This is a genomic window from Gemmatimonadota bacterium (assembly GCA_026706345.1).
Taxonomy (GTDB): Bacteria; JAAXHH01; JAAXHH01; order JAAXHH01; family JAAXHH01; genus JAAXHH01.
Genome location: JAPOYX010000020.1, coordinates 66,873 through 78,277, shown reverse-complemented (window position 1 = coordinate 78,277; position 11,405 = coordinate 66,873). Strand labels below are relative to the sequence as shown.

General features: G+C 59.9%; 11 protein-coding genes, 4 tRNA genes and 1 other RNA gene. 2 read left to right on the top strand and 14 right to left on the bottom strand.

Going from position 1 to position 11,405, the window contains the following annotated elements:
* From OXG98_02415 to OXG98_02375, 9 genes are all read right to left on the bottom strand, one after another.
* Positions 1–896, bottom strand: an 896-nt coding sequence (locus OXG98_02415; protein MCY3770863.1) for a CinA family nicotinamide mononucleotide deamidase-related protein, incomplete at its 3' end; no start/stop codon positions are given.
* The gene (locus OXG98_02410; protein ID MCY3770862.1) at positions 893–1,348 is read right to left on the bottom strand and encodes a phosphatidylglycerophosphatase A; all 456 of its coding nucleotides are present in this window, start codon (positions 1,346–1,348) and stop codon (positions 893–895) included. The genes OXG98_02415 and OXG98_02410, both read right to left, overlap by 4 nt.
* Before the next feature lie 2 nt (positions 1,349–1,350).
* Entirely contained in the window at positions 1,351–1,935 is a 585-nt protein-coding gene (gene pgsA, locus OXG98_02405) for a CDP-diacylglycerol--glycerol-3-phosphate 3-phosphatidyltransferase (GenBank protein ID MCY3770861.1), read from the bottom strand.
* Between the two features lie 52 nt (positions 1,936–1,987).
* On the bottom strand, positions 1,988–2,590 hold the full coding sequence (gene recR, locus OXG98_02400) for a recombination mediator RecR (GenBank protein MCY3770860.1): 603 nt from the start codon (positions 2,588–2,590) through the stop codon (positions 1,988–1,990).
* 56 nt (positions 2,591–2,646) lie between these two features.
* Positions 2,647–2,958, bottom strand: coding sequence for a YbaB/EbfC family nucleoid-associated protein (locus tag OXG98_02395; protein ID MCY3770859.1), 312 nt, complete (start codon positions 2,956–2,958; stop codon positions 2,647–2,649).
* 66 nt (positions 2,959–3,024) lie between these two features.
* Positions 3,025–5,076 carry a DNA polymerase III subunit gamma/tau gene (gene dnaX, locus OXG98_02390; protein MCY3770858.1) on the bottom strand — a complete coding sequence of 684 codons (2,052 nt, stop codon included), beginning with the start codon at positions 5,074–5,076 and terminating at the stop codon, positions 3,025–3,027.
* Positions 5,077–5,146: 70 nt separating this feature from the next.
* Positions 5,147–5,414: signal recognition particle sRNA large type (gene ffs, locus OXG98_02385), an RNA gene on the bottom strand.
* Positions 5,415–5,484: 70 nt separating this feature from the next.
* Positions 5,485–5,557, bottom strand: a tRNA-Ala gene (locus tag OXG98_02380).
* A gap of 113 nt (positions 5,558–5,670) precedes the next feature.
* Positions 5,671–5,756 (bottom strand) — tRNA-Ser (locus OXG98_02375).
* A gap of 504 nt (positions 5,757–6,260) precedes the next feature.
* On the opposite strand from OXG98_02375, the gene OXG98_02370 reads away from it, so the two are divergent.
* On the top strand, positions 6,261–8,813 hold the full coding sequence (locus OXG98_02370; protein MCY3770857.1) for an Ig-like domain-containing protein: 2,553 nt from the start codon (positions 6,261–6,263) through the stop codon (positions 8,811–8,813).
* An 86-nt stretch (positions 8,814–8,899) separates the two neighbouring features.
* Positions 8,900–9,484, top strand: a complete 585-nt coding sequence (locus tag OXG98_02365; GenBank protein MCY3770856.1) for a hypothetical protein — start codon at positions 8,900–8,902, stop codon at positions 9,482–9,484.
* Positions 9,485–9,655: 171 nt separating this feature from the next.
* Here OXG98_02365 and OXG98_02360 read toward each other — a convergent pair.
* The 5 genes from OXG98_02360 to OXG98_02340 form a co-directional block, all read right to left on the bottom strand.
* Positions 9,656–9,740 (bottom strand) — tRNA-Ser (locus OXG98_02360).
* On the bottom strand, positions 9,719–10,234 hold the full coding sequence (tadA, locus tag OXG98_02355) for a tRNA adenosine(34) deaminase TadA (GenBank protein MCY3770855.1): 516 nt from the start codon (positions 10,232–10,234) through the stop codon (positions 9,719–9,721). The genes OXG98_02360 and tadA overlap by 22 nt, the downstream gene beginning before the upstream one ends.
* Before the next feature lie 21 nt (positions 10,235–10,255).
* Positions 10,256–10,329: transfer RNA gene (locus tag OXG98_02350), tRNA-Arg, on the bottom strand.
* 104 nt (positions 10,330–10,433) lie between these two features.
* Complete coding sequence (locus tag OXG98_02345) at positions 10,434–10,961, bottom strand: gamma carbonic anhydrase family protein (GenBank protein MCY3770854.1); 528 nt, start codon at positions 10,959–10,961, stop codon at positions 10,434–10,436.
* A gap of 6 nt (positions 10,962–10,967) precedes the next feature.
* Positions 10,968–11,405 (bottom strand): hypothetical protein (locus tag OXG98_02340; GenBank protein MCY3770853.1); only part of this gene is annotated, 438 nt, incomplete at its 5' end.

Genomic DNA, 11,405 nt, shown 5'->3' with positions numbered 1-11,405 from the left:
AAGTAGTCGGAACTGCCCGGCACATCGGTCATGCGGGAGGCCACGAGGCCGCCGGTGCAGGATTCGGCGACCGCCACCGTGGCACCCGCTTCCCGGAGCAGGCGCCCGACCACTTCTTCGAGGGTGTCGTCGTCCATGCCGTAGATATGTTCGCCGGCCCGGGCGACCATCCTGGATTCGACGGCCTCGATGCGCCGCCGGGCTTCCTCCTCGCTGCCTCCCTCGGCCGTGAGACGCAGGTTGACGCCGGTTTCCTGGGGCAGGGAGGCGATCTTGACGTCCTCCGCCTCCTCGATGACACGGCCGATGATCTGGGAAAGACTCGATTCGCCGATCCCCGTCGTGCGGATCCACCGGTGGAGGATGACCCGGCCCGCGCCTTGGACCTTCAGCCGGGGCAGGACCTGTTCGTTCAGCATCTTCTTCATCTCGCGGGGCACGCCCGGCATGACGAAGACGGCCGCACCGTGGTGGCGCACCAGGAAACCGGGCGCCGTGCCGACGGGATTGTCGAGCACCTCGGCGTGTCTGGGCATATAGGCCTGGATGCGGTTCGATTCCGGCATGTCCATGCCCCGCTGGGTGAACATGGCTTCCACCGTGTCCAGTATATCGGGATGAAAGACCAGGTCCTGTCCGATCGCCTCCGCGATGACGGTCTTGGTCACGTCGTCATGGGTCGGTCCGAGTCCGCCCGTGACGAGCACCACGTCCGCCTGCCGGCACAGAACATCGAGGGCCCGGCCGATACGGGAACCCTCGTCGCCCACGGTCATGGAACATACCGGTTCGATACCGGCTGCCGTCATGCGCTGGCCGATATAGGCGGCATTGGTATCGATGACGGAACCGTAGAGCAGTTCATCGCCGATCGTGATGATTGCGGCGGATTTCATGACAGAAGCCATCCCGTGAGCAGTAACAGGAGCCAGGTGTAGACCGCGGCGACGACGTCGTCCATCATGACCCCCAGGCCGCCGGAAAGACGCTGCATCCGGTCGCAGGGGAAGGGTTTCCATATGTCCAGGACGCGAAACAGGATGAAGCCGGCAACGACCGTTATGACGTCGAAGGGCATCCCGGAAAAGACGATCAGGACCCCGGTGATCTCGTCGATCACGATCTCCGGTCCGTCGTGGCCGAACAGCGGTTCCGCCCTGCCCGATACCCAGATCCCGAGGAGGAACAGAGCGGCCGTAGCCAGCAGGTAATAGGGAAGCGTCAGTCCAAGCGGACCGGACAAGGCCCAGACCAGGCCGAGTCCCAGCACGCTTCCGGCCGTACCGGGCGCGCGGGGCGTGTAACCGGCGTAACATCCGGTCGACAGCAGGGTGATCAGGGCGCGCATGCCTACCTCAGCAGACTGGTGAAGATCGACCGGTTCTTGACGACGTAGTCGAGACCGGAACTGACCGTGAGCGTCATGGAGACGAAGACCATGCCGTTGAGGACCCACCAGGCGACGTCGTCGAACTCCCCGCTCCACTGGCCGAAGGCGATCATGGTCGTCTGGACGTTGATGTAGAGCAGGATAATCACGATGACCACCATCTGCGAAGCCGTCTTCCACTTGGCGACCTGGGTCGGCAGGATCAGGAGCCCCCGGTACGCCGCGATGCACCGAAGGCCCGTCACGATGAAGTCCCTGCCGATGATGACCAGGACCATCCAGGTGTAGATGTAGCCGAGCGACGCGAAGCAGATCAGGGCGGTGGACGTGAGGATCTTGTCCGCCAGGGGATCCATGAACTTCCCGAAACTGGTGATCACGCCGGTCTTGCGCGCAAGATAGCCGTCGTACAGATCCGTCAGCGAGGCGATCATGAAGATCACCAGGGCGATATACCGTGTATACAATGTATCTACCAGGAAGAAGACCATGAAGATGGGACTCAGGATGATGCGGAATATGGTCAGTTTGTTTGGCAGATTCATGGGGGCAAGGGGATCAGGAGATCGGTTCGGCGTATTGTATCACGGCTCCGCGTTACAAATCCGTGCGGCCTTCGAGGGCGCGGGCAAGGGTCACTTCGTCGGCGTATTCCAGGTCGCCGCCCATGGGAAGACCCCGGGCGAGGCGGGTAACCCGGACGCCCAGGGGCTTGATCAACCGGCTCAGGTAGAGCGCGGTGGCTTCTCCCTCGATATTGGGATTGGTCGCGATGATGACCTCTTCCACCGTTTCGTTCATCCGCTGCACGAGCTCCCGGGCACGTATGTCGTCCGGGGTGATGTTGTCAAGGGGCGAAAGCGCGCCGTGGAGCACGTGGTACAGGCCCCGGTATTCTCCCGTGCTTTCGAGCGTGATCACGTCCCGGGGTTCTTCCACCACGCAGATGGTCTCCGGCTTTCGGCGGGCATCGTGACAGATCCCGCAGGTCTCGGATTCGGTGATGTTCCAGCACACGTCGCAGTAGCGGACCTTCTCCTTCACCGCCCGGATGGCGTCAGACAGCGAAAAGGCGCGTTCGGCCGGTCCCTTCAGAATATGGAAGGCCAGCCGCTGCGCCGTCACCCTGCCGATGTTGGGCAGGCGGCTCAGTTCGTCCACCAGGATGGCCAGGGTCTCGGAACTGTACTTGCGCGCCATGTGTCTGTTCCCTGATGAGTTGGATCGGGATCAGCGAAACGCCGCTGGATGTGACGTTACAGGCCGGGGATATTCAGCCCCCCGGTAAGTTGTCCCATTTCCTGGTTCACCATTTCCTGCGCCTTCTGCTGACCCTGATTGACGGCGGCCAGCACGAGATCTTCGAGCATCTCCACGTCTTCGGGGTCGACCACGGCCGGGTCTATCCTTATCTCCACGACGTTCAGCTTGCCGTCCACCACCGCGGTGACCATGCCGCCGCCGGCCGTGCCTTCGACCCGGCGCTGGGCGATTTCCTCCTGAATCTGCACCATCTTCTTCTGCATTCTCTGAACACGCTTCATCATGCCTGACATGCCCTTGGCCATAATCCTGTCCTTTCCTGTTTTTCCTCGTCCGCGTCTCGTCCGCGTCTCGTCCGCGGCGACCCGACCTCAGTCCTTCACAATCTGGCCGTCGAACGCCTCCACGATCTTCATGACGGCCGGATCTTTCGCGGCGCCGGAACGCGCGCTGGTTTCCTTCGCGGCTGATGTGCCGGTCGACGGGGCATTTTGTCCTTCCTGCACGGAATCGTCTACTGCGCCAGGGTATTCGTCCGGACCGGACCCGGTGTCCTCCGCCCTGCCCCTGTCGTCGTCCGTACCAGACCTGGCGTCTTCAGTCACCCGCGTAGCGTCCTCCGCCGCTGCGCTATCGTCGATCTCGCACTTGATCCGAACCGGGATTCCCAGCGCTTTGGAGCATACCGCCTGTATCAGCAACGCGTTTTCGCGTTTCTCTATCTGCTGCTTATGAAAGACCTGGCTGGACTCAAACCTCAGGGTAATTCTTCCGGGTCCTTCCGACCGGGCGTCATCCGAAGGCGAGCAGGCCGAGAGCACGGCTTTTGCAAGCAGGTTGCCCAGGCCGCTTCGTTGCCTGGTGATCTCTTCCACGATGGCGGGCCAACTGTTTCGGACCGCCTGGAGATCCAGTTTCGGCGCAGTCGTGGTGGCCGCCGATGATTCCGCGGATTCCGCAGGGCTCCGACCCTCCTCAATAGATGGTGCTGGCGCCGTGCCGGCCGGCGGGTCGGTAGTCTGGGAGGGCGAAGTTTCGGAAGCTTCTCCGGTCGGGAGACCTGGCTCGGTGGCGCCTCGCGATTCGGTGGCGCCCCGCACTTCGGGACGCGCATCGGAACGGGTGGATTCCTGGGCGCGGGCGGGCGGTTTCGCTTCTTCGGAGCCCTCTGTATCGGAAGTCTCTGCGCTGGAAGTCTCTGTGCCGGAAGTGTCTGTGCCGGAAGTGTCTGTGCCGGAAGCGTCTGTGCCGGAAGCGTCCTCCTCCTCTCCCGATCCGACGCGCCGGGCCATTTCGGACAGCCGGGCCATGACGTCGGTCAACTGCACCGACCTGGCCATGCGTATCATGCGGACGATGCCCGTCTCGAGCTGCACCCGGGGTAGCGTGCTCTGCCTGACGGCCTGTTCCATCTGCGTGGCCAGTTGAGACAGCCTGAGCAGGTCTTCCGTCTCGAATCGCGTCACCTGTTCACGGTAGCGGTCGAGTTCCAGCGCGGCGGCGCCGAGCAGTGTGTCCGCTTCGGGAGCCGCCTTGACGACCAGCAGGTTGCGCAGGTGTTCCAGGACGCCCAGGATGATTTCTTCGAGGTCGTGGCCCTGCCGGAAGATCCGGTCGACCAGGTCAAGCCCTCGGGGGACGTCCTGGTCCGCCACGATGTCGAATAATTCGAAATAGACGTCCTGGTCCACGATACCCAGGACCTCCGCCGCTGCACGGGCGGTCAACCCGGTGCCGCCGAAGGCGACGACCTGGTCCAGCAGGCTTTCGGCGTCCCGCATGCTGCCGTCCACCCGGCGCGCGATGAGGGCGAGGGCTTCGGGCTGGACGCCGTACCCGCTCTTCTCGCTGATCATGGCGAGGTGATCCACGATGGTGGGCCCCGATATGCGCCGGAAATCGAAGCGCTGGCACCGGGAGAGCACGGTGGGGATCACCTTCCGGGGATCCGTCGTCGCGAAGATGAAGTACACGTGGGGAGGCGGCTCTTCAAGCGTCTTCAACAGGGCGTTGAAGGCCTCCTTGGTCAGCATGTGCACTTCATCGATGATGTAGATCTTGTGCTTGCCCTGGCTGGGCGTGTACTTGACGCTCTCGAGCAGATGCGTCCGGACCTGCTCGACCCGGTTGTTGGAGGCGCCGTCGATCTCCAGCACGTCGACGCTGCGTCCTTCCGAGATTTCCCGGCAGATCGTGCAGGCGTTGCAGGGCGTTACCGTGGGGCCTTCGACGCAGTTCAGGGCCTTGGCCAGGATGCGGGCCGTGGTCGTCTTGCCCACGCCGCGGGGGCCGGCGAACAGGTAGGCATGGGCGATCTGGCCCGCCTGAATGGCGTTTTTCAGCGTGGTGGTGACGTGTTCCTGCCCGATCACGCCGTCGAATTCCTGGGGACGCCATTTTCGGGCGGTGACTTCGTAGGCCAAGGCCCAACCCTCCATGCCTGGGTTACTTGGGACGAGAGGCAGGTAGTACGGGGCAATACGGGTTAAGCGGTCGTGCACCCACCCTCGAATCTCCTCGTATCGGGGCATCCGTGCCGCCGGCTCCGGCCAGGCACTCCCGCGGCACACGATTCAGGCGCTTACCGCTGCTACCTTCCGGTCCTGACGGGGTTGGGCGTTGTCACGTTGCGCGGGACCTGACTTTCAATACCGGATGCAGCGCATACCGGCGACGCAAGTGCGATCCTCGGGATGGGGATTCGACCCCGCTGTAGCGGATTGCGGGTTACAGGGCACCGCTAACTCCCCATCTAGCACGACCGTAATCGTTCCAAGCTTGCATACCGGGTTGCCAAGCACGCCGGTTCACGGCGTCCCCGGTCTCCCGAGTGGAGCAGAGCGGAATCGAACCGCCGACCTCCAGATTGCGATTCTGGCGCTCTCCCAACTGAGCTACTGCCCCAAAAACCTGTGGAACGAGGCGGGTTCGGCCGGGAGAAAAGGTCCGGGCGTGATAACACGTCCAGGCAGGGCCACCACCCCTTCGTTCCAAGTCCGGGTCTCCCCGGTTTTCAACGGAGAGGGTGGGATTCGAACCCACGGTCCACATGGTGAACACACGCTCTCCAGGCGTGCCGATTCAACCGCTCTCGCACCTCTCCCAAGTCTACGGATTCACCGATCGCCGCGCATGGCCAGCCTGCCTTGCTTTTGATTACAACAGCACACCGCCGGTATCAAACTACGCCCTGGTGATTTACATTGTCTCAGCTTGTAACCGGGCATATTCTTATGCAATCGATCCCGACCGAACCTGGTATCAGTCTGAGATTCAACGTAAAGTCAGAACGATTAAGTTAATAGATTTCGCAATCGGAAACAACAGGATTTTCATCAGTCAAATGTCAGTAAAACACGTGACGCGTTCCGTTTTCCCCATCTTGATACTGGCAACGATACTGTCAGTTTCCACCTGTGGCCAAGACGGCCCGACGAAACCAGACCCGCCATCACCTCCATCTCCCCCACCTCCTCCCGCATCAGTACCGTCCAAGGTTCGAATTTCGCCATCCTCGTCTTTGTTTGATTTAAATGCCTTAGGTCAGAGTATCAGGCTTACAGCCTAGGTCTGGGATCAAAACAACAGGCCGATGAATGACGCTCAAGTGACATGGTCGAGCAGCGATTCAGGTGTCGCGGCGGTCGATGCCCAGGGACTGGTAACCGCAGTTGGAGTCGGCACCGCGACGATCACGGCGAGATCGGGAAGTGCGGCATCAAGTGTTGATGTCAGGGTTTCACTGCCGGTGGCCAGTATCGTTGTCGAGCCACTTCCGATCCGGTTGTCAGTTATTGGTGAAACGGTTCAACTGACTGCCAACGTACTGGATTCGAACAGGAATCCGGTCGCCGGCGCCACCGTGACATGGTCGAGCAGCGACACTGGTATCGCGACCATCAGCGCCCAGGGACTGGTAACCGCAGTCAGGAACGGCACAGCCCAGGTGACTGCGAGTTACGGGACAATCAAGAAGGAAGTAAATATTGTCGTGTCCCTGACACCGGGTCGTATTGCCCTTGCGCCTGGAGATACGACGCTGACGGTCTTAGGCGATCAGGTCCGGTTCATTGCCACGGTATACGATTTGAATGATAACATGATACCCAACCCCCTGGTGAACTGGACAAGTGATAATCCGGCCGTCGCGAGTGTCAGCGATTCCGGTGTCGTAACAGCGATTCATAACGGCACGGCCGGTATAACGGCGAGCTCGGAAGAGGTTTCCGCCAGCGTTGTCGTATCGGTTCTGGCGCCCAGTCAGGACAGTTCGGACAGGGAGGTTCTTATTACGTTGTACAACCGGACCGGTGGACCAAACTGGATCAGGTCCACAAATTGGCTGAGCGAAAAACCCGTAGTAGAGTGGGAAAACGTGACGGCAGATTACCAGGGGCGGGTGACAGCCCTCTTTCTCGGATCGAATAACCTCAGCGGCGCGATCCCGGCTGAACTGTCCCTGCTTGACAATCTCAGAGTTCTGTTTCTCTCAGAGAACGAATTGAGTGGGTCCCTGCCTCCCGAACTGGGCGGGATGGCCAGTCTCGAACGACTTAGTCTGTCCGATAATCAACTGACGGGCAGTATCCCGCGGGAAATCGCGCAACTGGCCAAACTCTGGGACCTGGGTCTGGCAAACAACCAATTGACGGGCCCAATCCCCCCGGAAATCGGACAGATTGCCGACTTGGCCGCAATCTTTCTGTCCGGCAATCAGTTGACGGGACCAATTCCTCCGGAACTGGGACAACTATCGTATCTTTCATCCCTCTACCTTTCCCGGAATCAGTTATCGGGCTCCATCCCTCCGGAGCTGGGCTCATTAGAACATCTCGATCATCTTGATCTCACAGATAATCCCTCGCTGTCCGGACCATTGCCCAGAGAGTTTCTCAATCTCAACCCGGTTACACTCCATCTCGGCAACACGGCGCTATGCGTGCCTTCGGACGCCGAGTTTTATGCTTGGCTGCAGCGAATACCCGGTGTTCAGTCGATTTCGGTGTGCGAAAGCATGATTACGGACCGCGATGTACTGTCCGTGCTATACAACGAATTGAATGGCCAGGATTGGGCCGAAAGCGAAAACTGGCTTACGGACGTACCCATAGGCGAGTGGCATGGCGTCGAAACGGACACCGAAGGCCGCGTTCGTTCGATCACGCTTGTAAACAACCGGCTGGAGGGTGATATACCGTCCGAGTTGGGTCAGTTAACCGCCCTGGAGGCACTGAATCTGTCCGACAACCTTTTAACGGGGACACTGCCTATCGTACTGGGACGGCTGACCAGCCTTGAGGATCTGCAGCTTCAGGACAACATCGGCCTGGCCGAACCTCTGCCTCAATCGCTGACAGATCTGCAGCACCTTGAACAACTCATACTTCACGGAACGCAGTTATGTGCTCCGCGCGATGCCGGTTTTCAGGCGTGGCTCGAGGGTATATCCGGTAGACGTGTCACGAACTGCGAAGATCTACGAATAGAAAGAATCGCCCTGGACGCCCTTTACGACCGTACCCAGGGTCGCAACTGGACCACGAACGAAGGTTGGGCGAGCACGAATTACGTTGGCAGTTGGCATGGCGTGACCACGAATGAAGATGGATTCGTGACCGGTCTGAACCTTTCAGGAAACGGCTTGCGCGGAAGGTTGCCATATGAGTTGTACCTGTTAAAGGAACTGACAAGCCTTGATCTGTCCGACAATCCATATCTGGGCGGCACACCGCCTGTCGAACTTACCGAGCTTGATCTGGACACGTTTTTGCTGAACGGCACCCAGTTGTGTTTCGCGGAAGGTGATGGTTTCCAGGATTGGCTGAGTACAATCCAAAACACCGATTACGAGACCTGTGGAGTGGTCAACCCCCATCCCGACGTGGACGCTCTGGTTGCGATCTACAACGCTACCGGCGGGGCTGAATGGAGAGAAAGAGGTAATTGGTTGAGCCATAGTCCTATCGAAACCTGGTATGGGATTGTAACTGATGACCAGAATAGAGTGACTGAAATCAACCTCTTCGGTATCGGCCTGAACGGCTCGATCCCGCCTGAGATCGGAGAACTCTCCGAACTGAAAAGGCTACACCTGGGAAGTAACAGTCTTGGGGAAGCATTCCTGCGAAGATCGGTCAACTTCAGGATCTCGAGACACTGATTCTGGCAGACAATGATCTCTCGGGTACCATTCCACGGGAGATCAGTCAACTCGGTAACCTGACGTCGCTGCATCTTCAGGGAAACATGCTGACGGGTACGATTCCACCTGAAATTGGGCAGCTGTCAAACCTGGAGATACTGAGGCTGGATGAAAACGACCTGGAAGGCAGCATCCCGGACAAAATCGGAGAACTTGCGAATCTAACCGCGCTATTCCTGGGAACAAACGGACTGACGGGGCATATTCCCGAGGAGATTGGACGACTTGAGGACCTGACTCTTCTTGATCTTTCAGTGAATTTGCTGACGGGAAACATCCCGGGGGAACTGTGGCGCCTCGACAAACTGGAGTCCATGAGACTTGCTATCAATCGTCTGTCGGGATCCGTCTCATCGCAAATCGCCCAACTGACGAACCTGAAAGAGTTCGACATAAGACATAATCAGGAGATGTCCGGTCGGCTACCGAGGCAAATGATATCGCTCAATCTCACCCATCTAGTTACACTGGGAACATCGATCTGCATACCTGCCGATGCCGAATTCCAGACCTGGTTACGGGGAATCTCCTTCAAGGAACTATCAGCCCCTGTCCGTTTTAGTCTGCCTCTTGCGGTTTCGGACAATCTTCAAGACTTCCCTTGTCTTACGTCAGTCAAGATTCCTTAAGTCGCATAATAAACTGACTGCCGTAGCTAACGATCCGGAAATCTCGCGACTTATGGACGTTTCGCGATGATGATGGATGGAAGAGTGTACGGTGGGGAATCTACGCGGAGGGAGACGGGCGATGAATGATATCGTTCACGGTCATTCAGTACGGCTACTCAATGGAAAAAACGGAGAGGGTGGGATTCGAACCCACGGTGCCCGGAGGCACAACGGTTTTCGAGACCGTCCGATTCAACCACTCTCGCACCTCTCCGGCAACCTCGGTTCGACAGCCGGATCGCCCGCTCCGCGTTTCACCCTGAAGAAGTCCTTCAGCAACCCGGAACAGGTTTCCGCCAGCACACCCCCCGTTACTTCCACCTGGTGATTCAACCTTTTGTCCCGCGCGATATCGCGAAGAGAACCGCAGGCTCCGGTCTTGGGATCGGCAGCCCCGTATACGAGGCTGTCCAGGCGGGCCAGCACGATCGCACCCGCGCACATCGCACAGGGTTCCAGCGTAACGTAGAGCGCGGCTCCGGCCAGCCGTTCATACCCCAGCGCGGCGCAGGCCTCGCGGATCGCGAGCATCTCGGCATGGGCGGTGGGATCGCGCAACCGCTCCACGCGATTCTGGCCCCGGCCGACTACCGCGCCGTCGTGAACGATCACTGCCCCGACGGGCACATCGCCGGCGGCCCCTGCCGACCTGGCTTCATCCAGTGCCAGCCCGAGCCATTCTTCGTGTTCGCCGTCGTTGCTTCTCATGCTACCGCGTCCCACTAAAAATACGCCCGGAGGGAGTCGAACCCCCAACCTCCTGATCCGTAGTCAGGTGCTCTATCCAATTGAGCTACAGGCGCTCAGGACCAGCATAACAGAGCATCGCAAACTAAAGGAAGAGCACGGCAAAGTCAAGCGGATTCTGGCCGCACCCTCGGTATCCGGAACGCCGGAAATCATGCGATCAGGAGGAACCGCGCTCCCGCCGTTCGAGATAGATTTTGCCCCGTTCGACGTACCCTTCCGCGGTCCGGTGTATGCGTTCGATCTGCTCGTCGGTGACGGAGCGCACCACGCGGCCCGGGACACCCACGACAAGGGACCCCGACGGCACGTCCATGTTCTCCAGCACCAGTGCGCCGGCGCCGATGATGCTGTGCCTGCCGATTCGCGCGCCGCTGAGGATCACGGCGCCCATGGAGATCAGTGCGTGGTCCTCCACCACCGCGCCGTGGACGATGGCGCGGTGCCCTACGGTTACGCCCTTGCCCAGCACGGTGGGCATGCCGGCGTCGATGTGGATGACGCTGCCGTCCTGCACGTTGGTCCCCTCGCCGATGGTGACCGGTTCGTCGTCCGCCCGGATCACCACCTGGTACCAGACGCTCGCGTCCTTGCCGATGTCGATCGCTCCGATCAGGTCGGCGCTCTCCGCCACGAAGGCGGAAGAATGGATGCGGGGAGTATGGTGGACATACCTGTTGGAGGTCATGTTGCGCTATCCGGCGGCGTCCTGCCCGGGCAGTACCCTGGGGATCACGTAGGGCCCTCTTGGGACGACCGCGATGGTGGCGTCGGCGCCGTGGCGACACAGGGCTGACTCGATGCCGGCCTCGACGGAGGGAACCGGCTCGACCAGGCAGTCCCGGACGTCGTCGTCACTCAGTCCGTCCGTGTACAGATAAACCCTGCCCTTCTTCAGCGCCTTGACCAGTTCTTCGATCTCCCACTGGTCGATGGTGAATACGCCCGGTTGTTGTATCCATTCGATAAAGGCGTCGACATCCGTGGTCTTCCGAAGCAGTCCTTCGAACTCCGCGCTGCCGATCCCGGCGGCGCATCCGGCGGCGATGACGATGGATCCGCCTTCCTTCAGGATATCCAGCACGCCGACCATGCCCTTCACGGCCTGGTAGAAGGTGGTGTCCAGGGGATA

Bases quoted from the DNA above. Each gene is read 5' to 3' on its own strand.
- OXG98_02410 (MCY3770862.1), bottom strand. From the start codon at position 1,348: ATGCGCGCCCTGATCACCCTGCTGTCGACCGGATGTTACGCCGGTTAC.
- pgsA (MCY3770861.1), bottom strand. From the start codon at position 1,935: ATGAATCTGCCAAACAAACTGACCATATTCCGCATCATCCTGAGTCCC.
- recR (MCY3770860.1), bottom strand. From the start codon at position 2,590: ATGGCGCGCAAGTACAGTTCCGAGACCCTGGCCATCCTGGTGGACGAA.
- OXG98_02395 (MCY3770859.1), bottom strand. From the start codon at position 2,958: ATGGCCAAGGGCATGTCAGGCATGATGAAGCGTGTTCAGAGAATGCAG.
- OXG98_02365 (MCY3770856.1), top strand. From the start codon at position 8,900: ATGCTGACGGGTACGATTCCACCTGAAATTGGGCAGCTGTCAAACCTG.
- tadA (MCY3770855.1), bottom strand. From the start codon at position 10,234: ATGAGAAGCAACGACGGCGAACACGAAGAATGGCTCGGGCTGGCACTG.
- OXG98_02345 (MCY3770854.1), bottom strand. From the start codon at position 10,961: ATGACCTCCAACAGGTATGTCCACCATACTCCCCGCATCCATTCTTCC.